19 protein-coding genes are annotated in these 22,759 nt (G+C 52.5%); 3 read left to right on the forward strand and 16 right to left on the reverse strand.

Annotated elements, in window-relative coordinates; genetic code table 11:
- Nucleotides 1–62 precede the first annotated feature (62 nt).
- Complete coding sequence (gene gcvPB / locus SNR34_RS24470) at nucleotides 63–1,538, forward strand: aminomethyl-transferring glycine dehydrogenase subunit GcvPB (RefSeq protein WP_486182510.1); 1,476 nt, start codon at nucleotides 63–65, stop codon at nucleotides 1,536–1,538.
- A gap of 196 nt (nucleotides 1,539–1,734) precedes the next feature.
- On the opposite strand, the gene ptsP is transcribed toward gcvPB, so the two are convergent.
- The 10 genes from ptsP to SNR34_RS24520 all read right to left on the reverse strand — a co-directional run bounded on the left by ptsP (nucleotide 1,735) and on the right by SNR34_RS24520 (nucleotide 14,857).
- Complete coding sequence (gene ptsP / locus SNR34_RS24475) at nucleotides 1,735–3,441, reverse strand: phosphoenolpyruvate--protein phosphotransferase (protein ID WP_236415505.1); 1,707 nt, start codon at nucleotides 3,439–3,441, stop codon at nucleotides 1,735–1,737.
- Nucleotides 3,434–3,709, reverse strand: coding sequence for an HPr family phosphocarrier protein (locus tag SNR34_RS24480; protein WP_236415504.1), 276 nt, complete (start codon nucleotides 3,707–3,709; stop codon nucleotides 3,434–3,436). The genes ptsP and SNR34_RS24480 overlap by 8 nt, the downstream gene beginning before the upstream one ends.
- A gap of 78 nt (nucleotides 3,710–3,787) precedes the next feature.
- Nucleotides 3,788–5,842, reverse strand: coding sequence for a glucose-specific PTS transporter subunit IIBC (gene ptsG, locus SNR34_RS24485; RefSeq protein WP_236415503.1), 2,055 nt, complete (start codon nucleotides 5,840–5,842; stop codon nucleotides 3,788–3,790).
- A 282-nt stretch (nucleotides 5,843–6,124) separates the two neighbouring features.
- Entirely contained in the window at nucleotides 6,125–6,976 is an 852-nt protein-coding gene (gene glcT, locus SNR34_RS24490; protein ID WP_236415502.1) for a glucose PTS transporter transcription antiterminator GlcT, read from the reverse strand.
- 186 nt (nucleotides 6,977–7,162) lie between these two features.
- Nucleotides 7,163–8,689, reverse strand: a complete 1,527-nt coding sequence (gene floT / locus SNR34_RS24495; protein WP_290371446.1) for a flotillin lipid rafts scaffold protein FloT — start codon at nucleotides 8,687–8,689, stop codon at nucleotides 7,163–7,165.
- A 67-nt stretch (nucleotides 8,690–8,756) separates the two neighbouring features.
- Nucleotides 8,757–9,287, reverse strand: a complete 531-nt coding sequence (locus SNR34_RS24500; RefSeq protein WP_236415501.1) for an NfeD family protein — start codon at nucleotides 9,285–9,287, stop codon at nucleotides 8,757–8,759.
- 220 nt (nucleotides 9,288–9,507) lie between these two features.
- Nucleotides 9,508–10,671 carry an iron-containing alcohol dehydrogenase gene (locus tag SNR34_RS24505; RefSeq protein WP_236415500.1) on the reverse strand — a complete coding sequence of 388 codons (1,164 nt, stop codon included), beginning with the start codon at nucleotides 10,669–10,671 and terminating at the stop codon, nucleotides 9,508–9,510.
- Nucleotides 10,672–11,072: 401 nt separating this feature from the next.
- Nucleotides 11,073–12,671 carry a UDP-glucose--hexose-1-phosphate uridylyltransferase gene (locus SNR34_RS24510; protein WP_486180414.1) on the reverse strand — a complete coding sequence of 533 codons (1,599 nt, stop codon included), beginning with the start codon at nucleotides 12,669–12,671 and terminating at the stop codon, nucleotides 11,073–11,075.
- A 13-nt stretch (nucleotides 12,672–12,684) separates the two neighbouring features.
- A complete protein-coding gene (gene galE / locus SNR34_RS24515; protein WP_236415498.1) occupies nucleotides 12,685–13,674 on the reverse strand; it encodes a UDP-glucose 4-epimerase GalE in 990 nt (329 codons plus the stop codon).
- A gap of 1 nt (nucleotide 13,675) precedes the next feature.
- Entirely contained in the window at nucleotides 13,676–14,857 is a 1,182-nt protein-coding gene (locus SNR34_RS24520) for a galactokinase (protein ID WP_486180415.1), read from the reverse strand.
- Between the two features lie 177 nt (nucleotides 14,858–15,034).
- Between SNR34_RS24520 and SNR34_RS24525 the strand changes: the two genes are divergently transcribed.
- Entirely contained in the window at nucleotides 15,035–15,979 is a 945-nt protein-coding gene (locus SNR34_RS24525; protein WP_343261227.1) for an AraC family ligand binding domain-containing protein, read from the forward strand.
- A gap of 99 nt (nucleotides 15,980–16,078) precedes the next feature.
- On the opposite strand, the gene mgrA is transcribed toward SNR34_RS24525, so the two are convergent.
- The 6 genes from mgrA to SNR34_RS24555 all read right to left on the reverse strand — a co-directional run bounded on the left by mgrA (nucleotide 16,079) and on the right by SNR34_RS24555 (nucleotide 21,327).
- A complete protein-coding gene (gene mgrA, locus SNR34_RS24530) occupies nucleotides 16,079–17,095 on the reverse strand; it encodes an L-glyceraldehyde 3-phosphate reductase (RefSeq protein WP_236415495.1) in 1,017 nt (338 codons plus the stop codon).
- An 81-nt stretch (nucleotides 17,096–17,176) separates the two neighbouring features.
- Nucleotides 17,177–17,917, reverse strand: coding sequence for an NAD-dependent protein deacylase (locus SNR34_RS24535; protein ID WP_236415494.1), 741 nt, complete (start codon nucleotides 17,915–17,917; stop codon nucleotides 17,177–17,179).
- Between the two features lie 30 nt (nucleotides 17,918–17,947).
- Nucleotides 17,948–18,721: an HAD family hydrolase gene (locus SNR34_RS24540; protein ID WP_486180416.1), complete on the reverse strand. Its 774-nt coding sequence runs from the start codon at nucleotides 18,719–18,721 to the stop codon at nucleotides 17,948–17,950.
- Nucleotides 18,722–18,749: 28 nt separating this feature from the next.
- Nucleotides 18,750–19,514, reverse strand: a complete 765-nt coding sequence (locus tag SNR34_RS24545; RefSeq protein ID WP_339274223.1) for an alpha/beta fold hydrolase — start codon at nucleotides 19,512–19,514, stop codon at nucleotides 18,750–18,752.
- Nucleotides 19,515–19,607: 93 nt separating this feature from the next.
- Nucleotides 19,608–20,273 (reverse strand): bifunctional 2-keto-4-hydroxyglutarate aldolase/2-keto-3-deoxy-6-phosphogluconate aldolase, encoded by a 666-nt coding sequence (locus SNR34_RS24550; RefSeq protein ID WP_236415491.1) that lies wholly within the window; start codon nucleotides 20,271–20,273, stop codon nucleotides 19,608–19,610.
- 88 nt (nucleotides 20,274–20,361) lie between these two features.
- Complete coding sequence (locus SNR34_RS24555) at nucleotides 20,362–21,327, reverse strand: sugar kinase (RefSeq protein WP_486180417.1); 966 nt, start codon at nucleotides 21,325–21,327, stop codon at nucleotides 20,362–20,364.
- A gap of 221 nt (nucleotides 21,328–21,548) precedes the next feature.
- Here SNR34_RS24555 and SNR34_RS24560 point away from each other — a divergent pair, with 221 nt between their 5' ends.
- On the forward strand, nucleotides 21,549–22,589 hold the full coding sequence (locus SNR34_RS24560; RefSeq protein WP_486180418.1) for an acyltransferase family protein: 1,041 nt from the start codon (nucleotides 21,549–21,551) through the stop codon (nucleotides 22,587–22,589).
- Nucleotides 22,590–22,759 lie beyond the last annotated feature (170 nt).

A 22,759-nucleotide genomic window follows, 5' to 3' on the forward strand; every position in this document is an offset into this window, starting at 1 on the left:
GAACGAAATCCGCAGTTCAAGACATAAACGGAAATAACAGGGATGCCAACACAGAAACCGCGATGAACCCCGCCGCCAACGTCACTCCCGAGCAATCGCTTATTTTTGAGTTGAGCAGCCCCGGGCGCGTCGCCTATTCCCTGCCGGAATGCGATGTGCCAAGGCAAGAGATCGAATCCCTGATTCCCCGGGAAATGCTTCGCTCCGAAGCAGCCGCATTGCCTGAGGTTTACGAAGTGGATGTCATCCGGCATTACACCGCCCTTTCCCGTCGCAACTTCGGCGTGGATAACGGCTTCTACCCGTTAGGATCGTGCACGATGAAATACAATCCAAAAATCAACGAAGACGTCGCCCGATACAGCGGCTTTGCCAAAATTCACCCCTATCAGCACGAATCCAGCATCCAAGGGGCGCTTGAACTGCTGTACACGCTGCAAAACGACCTTGCCGGCCTGACCGGCATGGATGCCGTAACCCTTCAACCTGCCGCTGGCGCGCATGGCGAATGGACGGGGCTGATGATGATCCGGGCCTATCACGAAAGCCGGGGCGAAACGCGCACCAAAGTCATCGTGCCGGATTCCTCCCACGGCACCAACCCGGCCAGCGCTACCGTTGCCGGCTTCGAGACCGTAACCATCCCTTCCCGTTCGGATGGGCTCGTCGATCTGGACGCCTTGCGCACAGCCGTCGGCAGCGATACGGCGGCTCTGATGCTGACCAATCCGAATACGCTTGGCCTGTTCGAAAAGGACATTCAGGAAATTGCCTCGATCGTGCATGAGGCCGGCGGCTTGCTCTATTACGACGGCGCAAATTCCAATGCCATCATGGGCATCGCCCGGCCTGGCGACATGGGCTTCGACGTCGTGCATCTCAATTTGCATAAAACGATGAGCACTCCGCATGGCGGCGGCGGTCCTGGAGCCGGTCCGGTTGGCGTGAAAAGTCTGCTTGTTCCGTTCCTGCCAAAACCTGTCGTCATACGCGATGATGAAGGCCGATATACGCTTGATCATGCCGGGGACCAATCGATCGGTCGGGTCAAAGCATTTTACGGCAACTTCGGCATCTTGGTACGCGCATATGCTTACATCCGCACCTACGGGCCGGAAGGCTTGCGCCGCGTTTCCGAATGCGCCGTTCTCAACGCCAATTACATGATGGCCCGGCTCGCGCCTTATTACGAGATTCCGTATCCGGGGGTGTGCAAGCATGAATTCGTCATGTCGGGACGCGGCCTCAAGCAATACGGCGTACGCACGCTTGACGTCGCCAAACGTTTGCTCGATTTCGGTTACCATCCGCCAACGGTATACTTCCCATTGAATGTGGAAGAGTGCATCATGATCGAACCGACCGAGACGGAAAGCAAGGAAACGCTTGACGGTTTCATCGATACGATGATCCGCATCGCGAAGGAAGCTGAGGAAACGCCGGAGGTCGTGCTCAATGCACCCTACGGCACGCCTGTGACCCGTCTCGACGAAACAACCGCTGCACGCAAGCCTGTGTTGAACTGCGCCTGCAGTTGATCAGGCCATAACAAAAGCCGCACAAGGTTATCGACAACCGTGTGCGGCTTTCTTGTGCGGCATTTGCAATCGAGGAAAAAAAGCCGGCATCCGCTTTACGCAGATACCGGCATCCATATGCTGCATCGCTGCAGCCCCTTCAATCGGAAAAAGAAAAGACCCTTAAACATCGGGGAAACCCCGAACCCAGTGATGCTTAGATGCTTTTAACCAGTTCAACCACTTGCTCAGCGGTTTGCATATCCAGTGCTTTGGCAGCAAGTTCCTGCATCTCGGCACGGGACAATTTCGTGATCTGACTGCGAGCTGGCAGAATGGAGGTTGCGCTCATGCTGAACTCATCCAGTCCAAGACCAAGCAGCAACGGAATTGCCGTTTCGTCTCCAGCCATCTCTCCACACATGCCAGCCCATTTTCCTTCACGATGCGCCGCATCGATGACCATTTTGACCAAACGCAAAATAGCAGGATTGTATGGTTGGTATAGGTAAGAGACACGTTCGTTCATACGGTCAGCAGCCATGGTGTATTGAATCAGATCGTTCGTTCCGATACTGAAGAAATCAACCTCTTTGGCAAATTGATCCGCAAGAACTGCAGTCGAAGGGATTTCGACCATGATACCGAGTTGGATGCTGTCGGAAACAGCAATCCCTTCAGCTACCAGCTTGTCCTTCTCTTCGAGCAGGACAGCTTTTGCTTCACGGAACTCGCCGAGCGTGGCGATCATCGGGAACATGATGCGCAGGTTCCCGTGCACGCTGGCGCGCAGCAAAGCACGAAGCTGTGTACGGAAAATATCTTGACGGTCCAGACACAGACGAATCGCGCGGAAGCCTAAGAATGGATTCATTTCTTTCGGCAGGTCAAGGTAAGGAAGCTCCTTGTCTCCACCGATGTCGAGCGTGCGGACAACGACAGGTTTGCCTTCCATTTTTTCGAGCACCGTTTTGTACGCATTGTACTGAACGTCCTCGGAAGGAAGTTTGTCTCTGCCCATGTACAGGAACTCGGTACGGTACAAGCCTACGCCTTCGCCGCCGTTTTCCAATACGCCGGCAACATCGTTTGGCGTACCGATGTTTGCCGCCAATTCAACGTGCACGCCATCCACCGTCACGGTTGGTTCGTCACGCAATTTTCTCCACTCGGCGCGTTGTGCATCGTATTGTTCCTGTTTGGAACGATACTCGGCGACTACGTCCTCCGAAGGATTTACAAGCACATGTCCGTCCAGGCCGTCAACGATGATCAAATCACCGTGTTTGGCTTGGGTCAGGATGTCCTTGGTTCCCACAACCGCAGGAATTTCCAGGGAGCGTGCCATGATTGCCGAGTGGGACGTGCGTCCGCCGATGTTTGTGGCAAAGCCTTTAACATATTTGCGGTTCAACTGAGCCGTGTCGGAAGGCGTCAAATCCTCCGCAAGCACGATCACTTCCTCACTGATTTCGGCAGGGCTCATGAATTCGATGCCCAGCAGGTGGTTCAGCACACGCTTCGTTACGTCGCGCATGTCTGCTGCACGTTCCTGCAGGTAAGCACTTTTCATGTTTTCGAACATTTCGATAAATTGGGAAGCCGTTTCGTTCAATGCAAACTCTGCACTGACCATTTCCTCCGCAATTTTCGCTTTGACCGGATCAATCAGTTCCGGGTCGTTCAGAATGAGCAAATGCGAAGCGAAAATTTCCGCTTTTTTCTCGCCAAGCTCTTGCATCGTGCGCTCTTTGATCGCTTCGAGCTCAGCTTGGGATTTCCCCAAAGCCGAGTCGAGTTTAGCGATCTCTGCGTCAACATCGGTAATTTGACGTTTCTCTACAGAGTAATCGGGATGCTCCAAGATAAACGCCTTGGCGATGGCAATGCCCGCCGAAGCCGCGATCCCGGAAACATTAAGCATGGATTTCGCCCAGCCCTTCGTTAACCATAACGTCAGTCAGTGCTTTAAGAGCGTCAGCAGCCTCATCGCCTTCGGAGATGATCGTGATGGTGTCGCCTTGCTCCAGACCCAAGGAAAGAACGCCCAGGATGGATTTCAGGGTTACTTTTTTACCGTTAGCTTCTGCAAAGGATTCTGCGCCTTTGAATTGGTTTGCTTTATTAACCAGGGCTGTCGCCGGGCGTGCGTGGATACCGTCTTCGTCTGTAATTCTGAATGTTTGTTGCATTACAATCATCTCGCTTTCATGAATTTGATTTAGGCATTGCATTATATTTACACTTGCTTGCCATCGTTGGGACAGTTCTTATTTTATCTCAATGATCGGCTGATCGCCAACTTTGAGCACTCCACTCTTCTTGAGTGTTATCGTGGAGCCTTCTGGCAGGTTGGTGAAAATGACTGGAGAAATGATCGACGGAGCGTTTGCTTTTACATACTCCAGATCCACTTCCATAATCGGCTGACCAGCAGATACCAGGTCACCTTCCTGAACCAGTACGTTGAAACCTTGACCTTTCAGTTTCACCGTATTGACACCTATATGAACAAGCACTTCTTTGCCGCCGTCGGACATAATGCCTACAGCGTGTTTGCTTGGAAATACATTAAATACTTTACCATACACTGGGGAGGTAATCGTTCCATCATGCGGCAAAATAGCGAAACCGTCACCTGTCATTTTTTCAGAAAAGACCGGATCAGGCACGTTTGTAATATCAAGCAGCTCTCCGTTCACCGGCATGACGATATCCTCTGGTACAATGCGCTCACCTTGCTCTCCTTGCGCCTTCTCCTCTTCAGGAGTTGGTTTAATTTCTTCCGCCGGAGCTGGTGCAGGCGTGCGTCCTGCAATGATATCCTGCATCTGTGATTTAATCGTATCGGAACGCGTTCCGAAGATGGCTTGAACATTATTACCCACTTCAAGCACACCAGATGCACCCAGTTGTTTCAAACGGTCTTTTTGCACATTCGATTTCTCATTTACTTCAATCCGCAAGCGAGTAATACATGCATCCAGATGTTTAATGTTTTCCTTGCCGCCAAAGGCTTCAAGGATGTTATGCGGCAAATCGTCCGTGGAACCTGAAGAGCCACTGGATGAGGATTCAGGAGATGCTTCTTCACGTCCAGGCGTTTTGAGTTTGAACTTGCGAATGATGAATCGGAAACCGAAATAGTAGATCACAGCAAGAATCAAACCAACGATGATAACGTTCCACCATGGAGTGCGGTTTGGAATGATACCAAAGATCAGGAAGTCAATGAAACCGCCTGAGAAGGTCATCCCGATTTTGACATTAAGCAGCTGCATCGTCATGAACGATAAACCCGCAAAGATACAGTGTACAGCAAACAAAATCGGTGCAACGAACAGGAACGAGAACTCCAGCGGCTCTGTAATCCCCGTCAGGAATGATGTCAGTGCAGCTGAACCCATGATACCAGCAACATATTTTTTATGTTCAGGTCTTGCTTCATGGTACATCGCAAGTGCGGCTGCTGGCAAACCGAACATCATGAACGGGAATTTACCGACTTGGAACGTTCCGGCAGTCAGCGCAACGCCGTCACGCAGCTGGCTGAAGAAAATCTTTTGGTCTCCGCGAATGACTTCACCCGCTTTGTTCACATACTCTCCGAACTCAAACCAGAATGGGGAGTAGAAAATGTGATGCAGCCCGAACGGAATCAGTGACCGTTCTACTACACCGAAGATGAAGGCCGACAGGGTCGGGCTTGTATCAACCATGAAGTGAGAAACGGCATTTAATCCATTCTGAATTGGAGGCCAGATGACCACGAGCAGCAACCCGAGCAGCAGGGAAACTACCGAAGTGACAATTGGAACAAAACGTTTACCCGCGAAAAATCCAAGGTAAGACGGCAGTTCAATTTTAAAGAAACGATTGTAGCACAGTGCTGCGATGATACCGACAATGATACCTCCAAATACCCCTGTGCTTAAAGTTGGAATACCCAGGATACTCGCATAACCTGGCACATTGCCAATCATGGCAGGTGTAACACCTACGGCAGAGCCCAAAGTTACGTTCATGACCAGATAACCGATGATGGCTGCAAGTCCTGCAACGCCTTCACCTCCAGCCAGCCCGACGGCTACGCCGACCGCAAACAGCAATGCCAGATTATCAAATACGATCTGACCTGCGTTCATCATGATGGTTGCAATTGAGTTTACCCAAGGGGTATCGAGCGCAGTAACATATTGCAGGAAATCCGGATTTACCAGCATGTTACCAATTCCGAGCAGCAAACCTGCGGCTGGCAGAATCGCTACAGGCAGCATGAGAGCTTTACCTACTCTTTGCAATACACCAAAAAGCTTTTTAAACATCGCGTCGTATTCTTCCTTTCATGTGAGTATGTCGTGATGCAAGCAAGGGAACACAAAAAAGGCATGAACTAATAAAAGTGAACTGTGCCTACCTTGGGGTATAGCATACCCTTAAAAAGGTAGAACAATCACACTCTAATTAACTCATGCCTGATCGAGTCAGTAACACGTCGCTTATGTTTATTCAGTTGCTTGATTACGGTCACCATTGTAGCATCACTTTGGACGCATTGCAAGCCTTTACAGAAAAAACGTTATTCCGGTGTTATTTCAGAGCTTATTTTACTGATTTTCTTCTTTCCGCTGGTTCAGCCGCTGAAGATGTATCGTTAAGTAGCCAACTTCTGCCGGATAAACAGGCAGCTTTAGTCGTTGCTCCATCACTTTGGTCAGCTTCCATGCAAGCGAGTACATTTCGGGATACTCCAATTTGAGCAGGGAATCCAGCTTGTGAAGCTCCTCCACTTTATCTCCGCGACGTATACGCTCAAGGGCAAACCGTAGATGCGTTAACAGACGGGAATAATCCAATGATTGCGTTTCAAAAGAATAATCCAGCTGGTCTGCGACCAGATTCACCAGATCCGTAATTAACTGCGAATGCTGCCGCACCTGGGAGATGTTCTGGTTTGTCATCGCGCTATAAATATGCAGCGCAATAAATCCGATTTCATCCCTTCCCAAATCTACGCCCATTTTGTCCTTGATCAGCCTGACGGCATACTCGCCCATCCGAAACTCTTCAGGGTATATCTCCCGGGTTTCGTACAGGAACGGATTTTGAATGACGATGCCCTGTTCCTTGCGCTTCAATGCAAAAGAAATATGATCCGTGAGCGCGATATGAATATGCTCGTTCAACGGCGCGTCCGCTCGCTCTGAAATATACGTAACCAACTCGTTAATGATCTCGATCAACGCCTCGTCCACTTGCGGAAGAAGCTGCTTATATTGCTCCTGCTCTTGCTGGTTCTTCAAAATGAACATTTTCTCCACAGCCATCAGCGGAAGGATATCGCCTGTTTTTCGGTTAAAGCCTATGCCCTTGCCGATGACGACGACCTCACCATGTTCGGGATGCTGTGCAATGATTACATTATTGTTCAGGGCTTTGGCTACGTGTAGGCCGCTCAATGTTCGCACCTCTTTTTATCAAACCGTCTTGATTCTTCCGATAGTCGATTGCAACGTCTTTTCATACATGAAATAAAAAGAACGAAAAAACACCCGGCGCGGGCAAACCACGCCGGACGTCTCGCTTAAAAAGTAACAAAATTTCGCGTCAAGGTCAATAGAGCTGCCTTACGGCACAAGCATTCCCTACTCTTCCGTTCCCGCTTTATTCAAAATGGTGTCTGTTGGCGATGCTGCCACAGCAACCGGCGTCGCTGTTTTGGGCTTGGTTAACCCCTGAATCAGCTGCTCCACATCGATGCCGGACACGCTCTTAAGCATTTCCGGCGCAGTCGCCATCAATTCGGTGACATAATTGCTCACGCGAGCTGCACCTTCGCCTTTGCCTGTATCCACGACCGTCAACTTGTCAATGGAAGAGATCGGTTCCGCAATTTTGCCGGCAAGCTCAGGCAGCATTTTGACGATGATGTCCAATACCGCGGCTTCGCCAAACTTCTGGAACGCCTCGGCCAGCTTTTCTTTGGCTTCCGCTTCGGCAAGACCTCGCAGACGGATAACCTCGGCATCCGCCGAACCTTTTGCCAGTTCGGCATCAGCCACGGCCTGACCTTCAAGCCGCTTCTGCTCGGCCGTTGCCTTGGCCTGCGTCTCGATCGAATACTGCACCGCATCCGCTTCGCGCATTCGTTTTGCCTTGTCGGCTTCGGCAGCCTGCTCGACGGCGTAACGGTCCGCCTCGGCCTTTTTCTTCACTTCCGCGTCGTATTGCTTCTCACGAACCATGATTTCTTTCGCCTGCAGGTCGATTTCCCGTTCTTTCCGAACCAATTCAACCTTCATCTGCTCTTCAACCACCGTTTGTTTCGCCCGGGCTTCCTGAATGTGGTAGGCCTGGTCGGCTTCCGCTCTAGCTGTATCCTGATCTCGTTTAAACGCCGCCACTTTCAGCTCTTTATCCTTTTCGGCTTCCGCAATGTTCGTATCGCGCAGCAGTTCCGCCTTTTGTCCCTGCTCTTCCGCGTTGGCCTTCTGAATTCTGGCATCTCTGACGGCCTCAGCCTCGGCAATCTCGGCATCCCGTTTCACGGCAGCGATTCGCGGCTTACCGAGCGCATCCAGGTAACCCTGCTTGTCGCGGACGTCTTTAATGGTGAATGACACGATTTGCAGACCCATCTTCTTCAGATCTCTTGCTGCCACGCCCTGAACCTCCTGCGCAAAACGATCACGGTTCCGATAGACCTCTTCCACCGTCATTGTGCCCAGGATGGCACGCAGATGCCCTTCAAGCACTTCCTGTGCTTCCCCGCGCAGCGCTTCCACCGGTTTGCCGATAAACTGCTCGGCTGCCGTCGCCACGTCCTCGACCGAACTTCCTACCTTGATGATCGCGACGCCGTCCGCAATAACGGGCACCCCTTGCTCGGTATAAACTTCCGGCGTGGTTACGTCGAGCTTGTGGGACAGCAGCGAGATGAACTCGGACTGCTGAAAGACCGGCCAAATAAATGCACCGCCGCCGCGCACGATTTTGATTTTCCTGCCGGATTCGTCCTCGGATATATTTTTGTTGCCCAAAAATGAACCGGTTACAATCATCGCTTCATCAGGACCCACCGTTTTGTATCTGGCCCAGAACGCAAGACCCAAAATCAAAATCACGCCGACAACAATCGCGGGAACCAACAACACTTCCATATCCAGATTCATTCCACATCTCTCCCCTTCTCGTTGTAAATGGTAATCAATACTACATCATACGCGCTAAACCCCTGTGTTACTTAAGTACATCCTCTTCCCATTCGGACACACGCAGCACGCCATCCGATATGTCTACTACAACGACACGCGCCCCAGCCGCAATGGGGCGATGTTCGAAGCTCGATGCGGTATGGATCGTATTGCCCGAGGCAATGCGTATCATGACTTCCCCGAAACCCTTTTCCGGCACGGGAATCGTGATCTCGCCGATCTTTCCCGCCAGTTCCTGCATGGAGAAACCGATGGACACCTCACTGTTGCGGCTCGGCTTAATATAAGCAAAGAACACCAGCATGGCTGCAGCGACTCCGATCAACAGGGCCAGAATCAAGGCGGCCATCGTACTTACCGAGCTGTAACGCGTCAGCATAATTCCCGCCCCGCCAAAAGCAGTAATGGAACCAGCCAGTACAACCGGTTTGAAAATATCAACGCCCGGAAACTCGAAAGCACCATCCAGCAAACCATCAATCAGATCTCCCAGTATCAGGCTGACGACCGCAAATATCGCTCCCCCGATCAAACACCCCCAATAAATCGACTCCATCCCTTTACCTCCCCTCTTCTGCTGCAACTCCATTTCGATAGATGACTTTCCTCATGTAAATAAATACGTACCAAATCCGGATATGTTTCAAAATCTTCCCTCTTTTGTCTTGAGCGCCCGTTATTGGGCATAATCGCATTCAAAGCATGCAAAAAAGCCGTAAAGCTCCCCGCTGGGGAACCTTACGGCCCAAATCTGAAATGAAACGATCCATATAGGCTTACAGAGATGCCTTGTAGATGGATACAACATCCTCACGCTGCAGCTTTTTGAAGTTGCCGAAAGGACCAAACAGCATCGCTTTGTCAGCCATAACATCGATTTTGCTGTCATCGATATCATAATCGGCCAAACGGCTAGGCGCTCCGATGGAGGTCCAGAATTGACGAAGAGCTTCAATACCTTCCTCGGCAACCTGCTTGTCCGATTTCCCTTCCGGATTCACGCCGAATACGTTGACCGCCAAACGTTTGAAGCGATCCACTTTGACGTCGATATTATGCTTCATCCAGTGCGGGAACAGGATCGCCAGACCGCCGCCATGCGGAATATCATACACGGCCGACACGGCATGCTCGATATTGTGAGTCGCCCAATCGCCTGCAAGGCCCATGTTGAGCACGCCGTTGAGAGCCATCGTACCGCAGTACAGAATGGTCTCGCGCAGTTCATAGTTTTCGAGATCTTCGATGAGGCGAGGGGCCACATCCATCACAGTGCGCAGAATCGTTTCGCAGAAACCGAGCTGCACGGGCGTGTTTTCATCCAGATGGAAATAATGCTCGAGCACGTGGGACATCATGTCGACCATGCCGTAAACGGTTTGGTCACGAGGCACCGAATACGTATTCACCGGGTCGAGAATGGAGAACGTAGGGAAAGAAACCGGGCTGCCCCATCCCAATTTTTCTTGGGTATCCTGATTCGTGATGACGGAACCCGAGTTCATTTCCGATCCGGTAGCCGCCATGGTCAGAATCGTTCCGAGCGGGAGAGCGTCTTTCGCGACGGCTTTGCGTGCTGCAAAATCCCACATGTCCCCTTCGTATTTGGCGCCTACTGCGATCGCTTTGGCACAGTCGATGACACTGCCGCCGCCGACAGCAAGGATCAGTTCGATATCGTTCGTTTTGCACAGATCCACGCCTTTATGCACGGTTGCGAGACGAGGGTTCGGTTCAACGCCAGCCAGTTCGGTCACTTCTGCACCGATGTCGTTAAGCAGGCCGATCACTTGGTCGTACAACCCGTTGCGTTTGATACTGCCGCCGCCATAAACCAGCAGAACGCGTTTGCCATACTTCGGAACTTCGGTTTTCAGCGTTTCAACTTGGCCCTTGCCAAAAATCAGGCGGGTCGGGTTGTAAAATTGAAAAGTTTTCATATCTATGTCGCCTCCAGAGGAATTTGATGTTTTCAGCGCAACCCCCATTATAATACCCTATATCTATGAAAACAAATATATATATACCTATGCTCGATCGTAAATTTGCTTTATGGTCCTAAACGAATTTCAATGAAGACATGCTTCACAAACAGCTTTGTTAGTGTGACCTTTCACGGACTGGATTATGAAGGATTCCAATCAGAATACCTTAATCGCAATGACACTTTATCCCCTTTTCATTATACATTGCGGAATATCGCAATTCCATGTTTTGCCTATGAAGAAGAGCACCGGGTTTTGAAATTGGTTTCGCAGGCGATGCGGAAGCATATAAATAAGAATGGACCCTGCCTCCCGGGAGACTGGATCCATTCTTCAACCCTTCTTTAACGAACAAACTATTCGGTGTATCCCATGCTGGCAATGAACCGACGGAAGGCCGCACGGCCAGCCTCATCATGTTTGTATACCCCTGCGTGCTCCAAAATTTGCGAAAATTTCAGGCCGACTTCCTGCTGCACAAGCGCAACTGCCTGTTCCTTGTCCAGCTGGCCTCCGAACCGATTTTGCAGCTCTTCTGTCCAAAGCAGATGTTTGTTCAGCTCATGTTCTTCGGATTTTGCCGCTTCGGCCAGCTCGCTATTGCCGGCAAGGATTTCGGCGATGCCGTCCAATTCTTCTTTAAGGCGTCCCGGCAAAATCGCCAAGCCCATAACTTCGATCAGGCCGATGTTTTCCTTTTTCAAATGGTGCATCTCGCGGTGCGGGTGGAAAATGCCTTCCGGATGTTCCTCGTTCGTGCGGTTGTTCCGCAGGACAAGATCCATCTCGTAGCCGCCGTCCTCGCTGCGCCGTACAATCGGCGTCACGGTATTGTGCGGAACGCGCGCTCCATCCACTTCGCTGAATGCTTCCACCTCGGCGGAAGGATCGCTGTACCCTTTCCAAGCCTCGTAAACGGCATTTCCCGCCTCCAGCAGCTGTGCCGGATCATGGGAAGACAATCGAAGTACAGACATCGGCCATTTCACCAAACTAAGGGTAAGACCCGGTGTGTCCGGATGACGGAAAACCGCTTCCGCCTTGGCCTTCTGAATGGCAAACGTGTGCCGCCCTCCCTGGAAGTGGTCATGCGTCAGAATCGAGCCGCCCACGATCGGCAGATCCGCGTTCGAGCCGATGAAATAATGCGAATACTCGCCAACGAAAGCCAGCAATCTGCGCAAGGTATCCTTCGTCAGTTTCATCGGCACATGATCATGGTGGAAAATGATGCAATGCTCGTTATAGTACACGTACGGCGAGTACTGGAAGAACCATGGCTCACCGTTAAGCTCCAACGGAATGATGCGCAGGTTCTGGCGCGCCGGATGGTTGACCCGACCTGCATAGCCGACGTTTTCGCGGCACAGCTGACATTTCGGATACACCGGCGGCGGCAGCAATTTCGCCATGGCGATTTCCTTCGGACTTTTCTCCGGTTTGGACAAGTTGATCGTAATTTCCATCTCGCCGTATGGCGTCTCTTGCGTCCAGTAGACGTTTTTGGAAACTCGGTCCATACGGATATAGTTGGAGTTGATCGAAAGGTCGTAGAATTGGCTTGTCGCCGCCTCAATTCCTTCGCTCTCCGCCTTCTCGCGGAACGCCCGAACGACTTCCGAAGGTCTGGCCATCAAGTGGCCCATGATCTTGGCGTCGAGCAGGTCGCGATACGTATCGGTATTTTCCGGGATCAGCCCGATTTCGAACCCGTAGTCGATCAACGTGTCGATCAGAGGCTGCGGTCCGTCCAATACGGTTTCATCGAGCACGCCATCGTAAGGCTCGGAAAAACCGAATTGCTCCAACAGCAGGTTGCGGCCGTAATCGCGGTCTGCTTCCTCAATCAGTCGTTTCCGCAGGGCAAAGAGTACCAGACGCTCAATGGCATGCAGTGCTTCCTGCTGCTCCGGGGTCCGTTCTGTGGTGCCTGCTCCAGTGGTTGTCTGTGACATATCCTTTCGCCTCCTAGTTGTTTCCATAGCCTTGCGGGTGAGACTGATGCCAATCCCATGCGCTCTGAATGACGTCTTCCAGCTTCGAGCGTGTCGGGTTCCATCCCAATACCGATCTGGCTTTGGCGGACGAAGCAACCAGCACAGCCGGGTCACCCGCGCGACGCGGCTCCTGCACAACCGGAATGTCGAGTCCGGTTACTTTTTTCGCCGTTTCGATGACTTGTTTGACGGAGAAGCCTTGGCCATTCCCCAAGTTGAACACATTGCTGTTCTCGCCCTTGCGCAAATAATCCACCGCTCGCAGATGCGCGTCGGCCAGATCGCTGACGTGGATATAGTCGCGGATGCAAGTGCCGTCTTCCGTCGGATAATCGTCGCCGAAGACCGCGATATGCGAGCGCTGCTTCAGCGCCGTTTGCAGCACCAGCGGGATCAGATGGCTTTCCGGCTGGTGATCCTCGCCGATTTTGCCGCTTTCATGGGCCCCGGCTGCATTGAAGTAACGCAAGGACACGTATTTGATATTCTGCACCTTGTCAAACCAGGCCATCATGCGTTCCATCATGAGTTTGGTTTCGCCATATACGTTCGTTGGCTCGGTGCGGTCGCTTTCCTCGATCGGCACCTTCTCCGGCTCGCCATACGTAGCCGCCGTGGACGAGAAGACGATTTTGCGCACGTTCGCCGCGTTCATCGCTTCCAGCAGGCACAACGTACCGAATACGTTATTGTCGTAGTACTTGACCGGATTCTGCATGCTTTCGCCAACCAGGGAGTTTGCTGCAAAATGAATGACCGCATCGATCTCATTTTCGGCGAACAGCTTCGCCAACAGTTCTTTGTCGCGCAAATCGCCCTCGTACAATTTACCGCCCAGAAGCGCCTCCCGGTGCCCTGTCTGCAAGTTGTCAAGCACAACCACTTCTTCTCCACGCTCAAGCAAAGCCGCCACTGTATGAGACCCAATATATCCTGCTCCACCCGTTACCAAAATCGCCATCTTACTTCGCCTCCTTCAATTCTTTGACACCGTCGCCTACACCGCAAACGTAGAATTCGCCCTTTAGTCCGGTACGAGACTCGTACGCTGCTCCTACTTCCTTCACAAAACGTTCTGCATCATCTTCATGAACTAAAGATACTGTACATCCGCCAAATCCTGCGCCCGTCATGCGCGCACCAAGCGTGCCCGGAATACGTCTTGCCTCTTCCACCATAACGTCCAGCTCTTCGCAACTGACCTCGTACAGATCGCGCAGCGATTCATGCGATGCGTTCATCAGCTGGCCGAACGTCTCAAGGTCGTTATTGCTCAGCGCCTCTACGGATGCAAGCACGCGAGCGTTTTCTTCAACGACGTGCCGTGCACGCTGTCTTACCTTTTCGTCCGTGATGTGTCCTTCATGCTCTTCAAATTGTTCCGGCGTCAGCTGCGCCAGATAGCCGAGCTCCGGCCGCTGCTCCTTCAGAATCACGAGCGCTTGCTCGCACTGGGAACGGCGTTCGTTATACGCGGAGTCCACCAGACCGCGGCGCTTGTTGGTATTGCCGATGATCAGCTTGTATGCACCGGTACGGAAAGGCACCTTTTTGTATTCAAGCGTGTCACACATCAACAGAATCGCGTGATCCTCGGCTCCGTTCGCCACGGCGAACTGGTCCATGATGCCGCAGTTGACGCCAACAAATTCATTTTCCGCTTTTTGGGAAAGAAGGGCAAGCTGTACGGTGTCGATATTTTCGATCCCTTCCAGCGCCTGGATCGCGAATCCCGTCAACACTTCGAGGGAAGCCGAGGACGAGAGGCCCGCGCCATTCGGAATTTCGCCATGATAGAGAAAATCGTATCCTCTGGTGACGTTCACGCCTTTGGCCTGCAGTTCAACCATGACGCCGACCGGGTAATCCGTCCACTCTCCCGTTTTCGCCTTGCCAATCGCTGCAATCTCCAGCAGCCCTTCGTACTCCATATTCGTCGAAGCCAGCTGCAGCTTGTCGTCCTGACGTTCCCGGATGATCAATGTTGTTCCGAATTCCAGCGCTGCCGGGAGAACGTAGCCGCCATTGTAATCGATATGTTCCCCGATCAGATTCACGCGCCCCGGAGAGTGGAATACACGAATGGCATCTTTGCTCTCTCCATACCTTTCAATAAACTTTTGTTTCAATTGCTGGATGTCCATTGATGCGGCACCTCATCTCGATGTTGTTGTTTTTCTAAGCTCATTATATAAGAAAGCGATCTCCATCGAAATGAATGCATGTGTGATCTATATGGATAAATGTGACCTTTATATCTATAATGAGAAGAGTATGCCACGATCATCAAAGTGGAAAAAGACATGAAAAGGAGCATCAGGATGGCCAAACAACACCATGATCCGCCACCCGCACGGGAAGCAGCAGCTGACAAGAAACAGGAATTCTCGGTCAAAAGCGGTGCCCGTACCTACTCGGTCGCCTCCAATCCGAAGTACCATGAACAAGGGACATTGCATGTCCTGTTTGCCGGAGCGAGCGAAACCCTGCCCGGGCATGCGCTTGGCCCCAAGCTATACGACTACTTCCTGCTTCATTATGTAGAAAAAGGAACCGGAACCTTCCGGACCGAGCTTCATACTTACGAATTGTCCGCAGGCGACTGTTTTCTCATTCATCCCGGCCAGTTGGTCAGTTACCAGTCCGATGAGCGGGATCCTTGGCAGTACCGCTGGATGGCTTATACCGGCAAACAAGCAGCAAAACTTACGCATGATGCGGGATTCCGGCCAGAAAAATCCGTTTTCCATGCCGGAACAGCCTGCGGCGTCGCAGAACAGCTTGCCAGGATTCAGGCGGCATTCACCGAGCGGAAGGAGAGCTCTCATTTTACGTCACTCGGCATGCTGTACATGATTCTCGCCGAAGCCCAAAATCATCTGGCCCAGGACGAGACACCCATCTCGGGGGAATCCTCCATTCGGCGCACGGTCAAACAAATGATTCAATATATGTCCACGCAATATGCATATCCGGTATCCATCGAACAGATGTCGGCCAGCCTGGGGTACAATCGCGCTTATCTTTCCCGCATTTTCAAACAGGAAACCGGCTTGTCGCCCGTAACGTACCTGCTGAAGCTGCGCATCGACAAATCGCGCCAGCTGCTGCGGGAACGACCGGATCTGTCCATCGAACAGGTCTCGGCTTCGGTTGGATTGCCGGATGCGCTCTACTTTTCGAAACAATTCAAGCGATTTCACGGCGAAGCGCCGAGCCACTACCGGGAACGCATTCTTTCGAGGGACATGCCTTTACAAAAATAAAGGAATGCAAAAAAGGGCAATCCCGGTTCAGAATCAACCGAAATTGCACCTTTTTCTTGAAAATTCACATTAAGCGGTAGGGCGAGCCCTGTGCCGCCTTTATTTTTTCGAGCGGTCACCATGCTCCGGCCGCAGGATCGATTCGATCCGTTCCAGTTCCTCCTCGGAGAAATCGGGCTGGCTAAGCGCCGCGACATTCTCCTCGATCTGCGACGGCCGGCTGGCCCCGATCAATGCGGACGTCACTTTGCCGTTGCGGAGCACCCATGCCAGCGCGAACTGTGCCAGACTCTGTCCACGCGCCGCTGCAATCTGGTTCAGCGCGCGGACCTTGCGCAGCGTTTCCGGCGAAATGTTGTTTTCGTTCAGGAAAACCGAGGGCCCTTTGGCCCGGGAATCCTCCGGAATCCCGTTGAGGTATTTGTTGGTCAGCACCCCTTGCTCCAGCGGGCAAAATGCAATGCTGCCTGCGCCATACTCTTCCAGAACATCCTGCAGTCCATCCTCGATCCAGCGGTCCAGCATGGAATAACGCGGTTGATGAATCAATAGCGGGGTTCCGAGCCCTTTGAGAATTTCTGCCGCTTCCCTTGTTTTCTCCGCCGGGTAATTCGATATGCCGACATATAGCGCTTTGCCGGATCGAACGATATGGTCAAGCGCTCCCATCGTCTCCTCAAGCGGTGTGTCCGGGTCGAAGCGGTGAGAATAAAAAATATCCACATAATCCAGGCCCATGCGCCGCAAACTTTGGTCCAGGCTGGATACCAGATATTTGCGGGAGCCCCAATCGCCGTAAGGCCCTGGCCACATGTAATACCCCGCTTTGGTCGAAATGACCAGTTCATCCCGATAAGACTTCAGGTCCTGGGCCAGCACCTGTCCAAACATCTGCTCCGCCGAACCTGCGGGAGGGCCATAGTTGTTGGCCAAATCAAAATGGGTGATGCCCAGGTCAAACGCCCGGGTAATCATGTTGCGGCCGTTCTCCGCATTGTTGATTCCGCCGAAATTATGCCACAGCCCGAGCGAAATGGCCGGCAGCTTCAAACCCGAACGTCCAACACGGTTATATTTCATCGTTTCGTAGCGTGCATCGCTTGCCACATAGACCATAAATGAATCCCTTCTTTCCCCAGGTTCCGCTTCCTTGCCGGCTGTCTGCCGAGAAATGCGGTCATTCAACACATGTCACGGTCAGCCGAGAAGCCGATCAACAGTATTCATTACCTCACCAATCGGATCGGTAATCAACAGATCGGCCCGATGATCGTAGGCGGTAGGCGTTGCGTTCAGCAGCACCGTATGTTTTCCGCGAAAATAGGTAATGAGCTGCGCGGCGGGCTGGACGGTCAGCGACGTTCCGCCAACCAGCAGCAGATCCGCGGAAGAGATGGCATCGACTGCCCCAAACAACACCGATTGGTCGAGCTGCTCCTCGTAAAGCACGACGTCCGGCTTGACGATTCCGCCGCAAGCCGTGCAGCGAGGCACGATCGATGCAGAATCGATCATGTGATCCAATGTATGAAAACGTCTGCAGTCCATGCAATAGTTCCGGTGGACCGATCCGTGCAGTTCCAGCACGGTATGGCTGCCTGCTTTTTGATGCAGGCCGTCGATGTTTTGCGTAATGACGGCCTGCAGGCGTCCTTCTTGCTCCAAACGGGCAAGCAATCGGTGGCAACCGTTCGGCTCTGCGTTTGGATGAAGCATTTTGCTGCGGTAGAAATCAAAGAAGATATCGGCATGCCGATCAAAAAAGCTGCGGCTCAGCAGCTCCTCCGGCGGATATGGGGAGTGCTGTTCCGTCTGATATAGGCCTGCAGCGGAGCGAAAGTCGGGAATTCCGCTTTCCGTCGAAGTTCCTGCCCCTCCAAAAAAAACGATCTTCTCGCTTTCCCGAATCCAGGAAATGAGCTGCTCGGTTGCGTTCATCCTCTCTCCCCCTTATGTGATGATGCTCCGTCAGGCATCTTTGATGATGCTGAGTTCAGCGTAATCTCGAATCATGATATCGGCGTCTCGTAACCGGGCCACTTCGCCTCCTGGCGGACTTACGCCAATGAGCAAAGCAGCGCCTATGCTGCGCCCCATCTGCATGTCGCCATTGCTGTCGCCGACGATTACTGCAGACTCCGGACGAATGTTCAGCTCACGGCAAGCCAGCAAGGCCGACTCTCCGTCGGGTTTGCCCAGGGTCACCCGGTCGCAGCCCACGATCGATGCAAAAAAAGAACGCAGCCCCATCCATTCCAGATGTTCTTCCGCTGCCGCCGTGCTATCGGAGGTGACGACGGCGAGCGGCAGCGCTGCTTCCATGCAGCTCCGGACAAATGCGGGCAGCCCATGCAAAGGCTCGGCATGCCGCTTCTCCCGCACATGGCACATCGCTTCTGTGGACATGCTCCGGATTGCGGTCACCGCGTCGTTCCACGCCATTCCCGCCGCATAGAGCTGCCCGGCCAGCAAACCGGTGCTTTCGTCCACGGTGGCAATGGCCAGCGGGCCCTGCGGATCATAACCCACAATCCGTCCATGCGGATCGTGCACCGTACCGAAGACCTGTTCCTTCGGCAGCGTAAACGTGCCACCCATCTGCTCCAGCTTCCGTTCAAGCTGACTCAGCAAAGATTCGGCCCACGGCCCCCATAACTGCAAAAATTCCAGCAGCGTGCCATCCTTGTCGAACAGAATGCCGTCGCAGGCGATCTGTCTGCCTTGCACCTGAAGTATTGCCATGGATATTCCTCCCGGAAACAAGGATGTATTACTCGATGCCGTGAAGCCAGTCGGAGATTGTTTTTACGGTCTGGGACTGCTGTTCCTGCACATCGATGCCGGCTTCACCGTCTCCGCTCTGATGGCCGTAATCGCCGAATTGCGAGTGGTTGCCTCCCTCAATCGTGTAATATACGGTATCTTCAGGCAAATATGAACGGCCTTTTTGGTACTTTTCGGCATTGACGACCTCATCCTTCGTACCCAGAATGGACAAAGCAGGCATGCCTAACGATTTCACGCTTCCTTTTTCATCAGGATAGGAGGCGAGAAAAAATATGCCTTTCAACGCGTCCGGATGAGACGCAGCATATCTCGCAGCCATCGAGCCGCCCAACGAATGACCGCCCATAACGAATTGTTCTTCCGGGTATGCATTTCGAATGTCATCCGCCAAGTTCTGCTTCAGTACCGCCAGGTTAACAGGCATCTTGGCAATAATGGTGTGATGTCCCATCTCGGCAAGCCCGCGAGCCAGCGGGGCATAACTCTCCGGTTTGACCAAACCGCCAGGATAAAAGATGACGCTGACTCCTATGGATTTTGCAGGAGCGAAATCAATCCACTTTTCCTGTTCGCTGACGGTAACCTGCTCCGAGGTTTCCATAGCTTTGCCAGCCAGCTCCTGCGGCCCGTAAGGGGTCAACAGCTTCCAACCGACATATCCGCAACCAATGACGACAAGCGCCAAAAGCACCAGCAAAAATTTGCCGACGCCTCTTCTTTTGCGCCCTGTATTATAATTTTTTGCCAACGACAATCACCTTTCTCCGCTATCGCTGGTACCGGGTTCCGCGAGACAAGAGCCAAAGCTTCCGCATGGCCCTCGTCTTCGCATATTTCCGTTCTATTCGGCCTTGGCCTTGCGATAAGCGTCCATGTATTGTTCCGCCTTCCGCCGCACATGGCTCAAATCTCCCGTTTTGACCGCTTCGCTGGTCAGGTCGGACCCGATGCCCACGGCCACCGCTCCCCCTTTGATCCAGTCTCCCAGGTTGGAAAGCGAAACGCCGCCGGTTGGCATGAAATTCGCCTGCGGCATCGGGCCTTTCATCGTTTTGATGATAGATGGGTCGTACAGATTGCCTGGGAACAGCTTCACGATGTCCACGCCAAGCTCAAGCGCCCGCTGAACATCGGCAATCGTCATCACCCCCGGCAAGATAGGGATGCGATACAGGTTGCAGATCTGCACCGTTTCGGGGTTCAAGGACGGTCCAACGACAAACTCGGCCCCAGCCATGATGGCTGCACGCGCCGTCTGGGCTTCAAGGACAGTCCCGGCCCCGATGATGGCAAACTTTTCGGGATCCTGTGTATTCCAGTGATACATGCGGCTCAGTTTCTCAATGGCTTTCAGGGCGCTGGGCACCGTCATCGTAATCTCGATTACCTTGATGCCGCCCGCGATGGCCTGTTCGGCCATGGCAATGACCTGATCGGCGGAATCGCCGCGCAATACGGCGACAACGCCATTTTCCGTAATTTTCTGCAGCAGCTGAAGCTTCTTCATTTCGTTCTCTCCCTTGTCCATGTGGTTGTTCGGTACATCCCTTACATTTTCAAAAAAGAAGATGAGACATGCATGATTTCAGCAACAACTAACGCTCAACATGAGCCACGTTGTTCAATTTGGCCTCCACCTGATCCCAGGTCGGTAAAGCCTCCCAGTCACCCACGGCCTGAATGACCATGGAACCGGTCAGGTTACCCAGTCTTGTCGCTTCCTGGGGAGTATACCCTTTCAGGATGCCCGTCAAAAATCCGGCACAGAAACCGTCCCCCGCACCCACCGTATCGAGCACGTGATCTGCCTTGAAGTACGGAACTTCCGTTAGGGTACCATTGACCAATGCATAGGTCAAATCGGGTCCGCCCTTCACGATGCAGATTGCATTCATGGCGGACAGTCGTTCTAACACCTTGGCATCGCTATCTTCATCGTAAAGCAGTTTCATCTCGTCCAGCCCCGGCAAAAAGTAGTCGGCCTGCTCGGCGAGCCGAAGCATCACGGGACGGGCTTCCTCGGCCGACCATAGCTTCAGGCGCAGATTCGGGTCAAAGCTCACCTTCACGCCAGCCTGTTTGGCGATATGTATGGCTGCCTCCACCGTTTCCAGCCCCGACGCGCTGATGGCGGCCGTAATGCCGGTGACATGCAATATTTTGGCACCGGCGATATAATCCGCGTCAAGATCATCCGGCGTCATTGCGCTGGCGGCGGAAAGCTTCCTATAATAGTGGACGGAAGCTTTGCCGGAAGCGTTCTCACGAATCATCAAACCCGTCGGTTCCGCATCGCTCATGCGGGCTCTCGAAACGTCCACGCCTTCGCCGCGGATCGCCTTCAAAATCATATGGCCGATCGGATCCTTGCCAAGGCGGCCAAACCAGCCGCTTGTATGTCCAAGCCGGGATACGCCGATCGCCAGATTGCTCTCCGCACCGCCGAACGATTTATCCAGCGAAGCCGCATATTCCAGCCCTCTCGTATCCTTTGCCGTCAACAATCCCATACTCTCGCCGAAAGTAATGATTTCGGGACTTCCTGAAGCAATAACAGGCATGATCTCTTTCCTCCCTATATTTACAATCCTCATCTTCTTTTACCATTGTCATGTTCGATGTAACCGTTGTCAATCCCTGCCGTTCATTTTGTTGTCACAGTTCATGGAATGGATAGCGCTTTCCCTTGTGAATTATATCACAATCAATACACAACTTCCGTATTACCCTTAATACAGATGCAAAAGACTCGCTTATGACGAGTCAACTGGGGGGCGACAGCATGAATGGCGGAATTCGACTTCGCGATGATCAAGAATCCTTTTTCTATAACCTGCGCTTTCTGCTCATCGTATGCGTACTTGTGGGGAACGCGCTGGAACCGCTTGTCGCCCGCTTTGCAGAAGCCGAAGCACTCTTCTTTTGGATCTATACATTTCATATGCCTTTGTTCGTCTGGGTGACCGGATATTTTGCCAAACCTTCCTTGAGGGGAACTTCCGGGCGCAGCACGCTGGCGCACATCGCGTTGCAATATATCCTGTTTCAATCGTTGTATTCCTTGATGGATTATACGTTATTCCATACGCCGCACATGCGGCTTTCCTTCTTTGCTCCCTATTTGCTGTTATGGTTTTTGGCAAGCCATTTCTGCTGGAGGCTCCTGCTGCGGCTCACCCTGTCATGGAAACCCGTGCACCGCTTGACGGGGTCCATCCTGCTCGGCGTTCTTGCCGGGTACATGCCTGTGGACGGATTTTGGCTTAGCTTCAGCCGCACTTTTGTATTCCTGCCTTTCTTCATTATAGGATACGATTACGGCAGCAGCATCCGTTCCCGTCTGCGTTCAGGCTGGGGACGACGCTTCGCCGCCATATTTTCGGCCGGTATGCTGATATGGCTCTTACTTGGCGGACCACGGGTGGCGCATGGTTGGCTGATCGGCAACATGACTTATATGGAACTCGGACACCGCGAATGGTATGCAGGTTTTTACCGGCTTGGTATTTACGGGCTGCAGGTGGTATCGGCCGCCGTGTTTCTTGCGTGGGTACCGTTCATGACCTCCAGAATGACCGAGCTCGGCCGAAGAACGCTGTACGTATTTCTGCTGCACGGCTTTATCGTCCGCTTGGCCGTCTGGTCTGGCATCTTTGGACAGATTGAGAGCAGCTTGTATATTCCGGTCGTCATCGCGGTGGCTCTTCTGTTTGCGGTATCGCTCGCCCATCCGGCCGTTCGGCAAACGTTTCGTCCTTTGGTCGAACCGGATTTGACTCGTTTTTCATTGAAACGGCACCACATTTTCAAGCGTTCGGCCTGATGCAGCCTGCAAAAGATAACGCAAAGAAGGAAGCTGTTTAAAGCTTTTGCGCTCCACCCATCAATGTTTGAAACACTTCGCTTCATCCAGAGGAAGCCGGGCTCCAGTAAATTGGGCAGACGGCTTCTTTCTTATTGAATGTAGAAATATGACGACGATTGTGATAGACT

It is taken from the genome of Paenibacillus sp. XP01, from assembly GCF_057364885.1.

Coding starts and splice junctions, on each gene's coding strand:
- SNR34_RS24505 (WP_236415500.1), bottom strand. CDS start 10,671: ATGAAAACTTTTCAATTTTACAACCCGACCCGCCTGATTTTTGGCAAG.
- SNR34_RS24560 (WP_486180418.1), top strand. CDS start 21,549: ATGAATGGCGGAATTCGACTTCGCGATGATCAAGAATCCTTTTTCTAT.
- SNR34_RS24540 (WP_486180416.1), bottom strand. CDS start 18,721: ATGGCAATACTTCAGGTGCAAGGCAGACAGATCGCCTGCGACGGCATT.
- ptsG (WP_236415503.1), bottom strand. CDS start 5,842: ATGTTTAAAAAGCTTTTTGGTGTATTGCAAAGAGTAGGTAAAGCTCTC.
- SNR34_RS24510 (WP_486180414.1), bottom strand. CDS start 12,671: ATGTCACAGACAACCACTGGAGCAGGCACCACAGAACGGACCCCGGAG.
- ptsP (WP_236415505.1), bottom strand. CDS start 3,441: ATGCTTAATGTTTCCGGGATCGCGGCTTCGGCGGGCATTGCCATCGCC.
- SNR34_RS24550 (WP_236415491.1), bottom strand. CDS start 20,273: ATGAAGAAGCTTCAGCTGCTGCAGAAAATTACGGAAAATGGCGTTGTC.
- SNR34_RS24520 (WP_486180415.1), bottom strand. CDS start 14,857: ATGGACATCCAGCAATTGAAACAAAAGTTTATTGAAAGGTATGGAGAG.
- SNR34_RS24500 (WP_236415501.1), bottom strand. CDS start 9,287: ATGGAGTCGATTTATTGGGGGTGTTTGATCGGGGGAGCGATATTTGCG.
- SNR34_RS24535 (WP_236415494.1), bottom strand. CDS start 17,917: ATGAACGCAACCGAGCAGCTCATTTCCTGGATTCGGGAAAGCGAGAAG.
- mgrA (WP_236415495.1), bottom strand. CDS start 17,095: ATGGTCTATGTGGCAAGCGATGCACGCTACGAAACGATGAAATATAAC.
- floT (WP_290371446.1), bottom strand. CDS start 8,689: ATGAATCTGGATATGGAAGTGTTGTTGGTTCCCGCGATTGTTGTCGGC.
- gcvPB (WP_486182510.1), top strand. CDS start 63: ATGAACCCCGCCGCCAACGTCACTCCCGAGCAATCGCTTATTTTTGAG.
- galE (WP_236415498.1), bottom strand. CDS start 13,674: ATGGCGATTTTGGTAACGGGTGGAGCAGGATATATTGGGTCTCATACA.
- SNR34_RS24555 (WP_486180417.1), bottom strand. CDS start 21,327: ATGCCTGTTATTGCTTCAGGAAGTCCCGAAATCATTACTTTCGGCGAG.
- SNR34_RS24480 (WP_236415504.1), bottom strand. CDS start 3,709: ATGCAACAAACATTCAGAATTACAGACGAAGACGGTATCCACGCACGC.
- SNR34_RS24525 (WP_343261227.1), top strand. CDS start 15,035: ATGGCCAAACAACACCATGATCCGCCACCCGCACGGGAAGCAGCAGCT.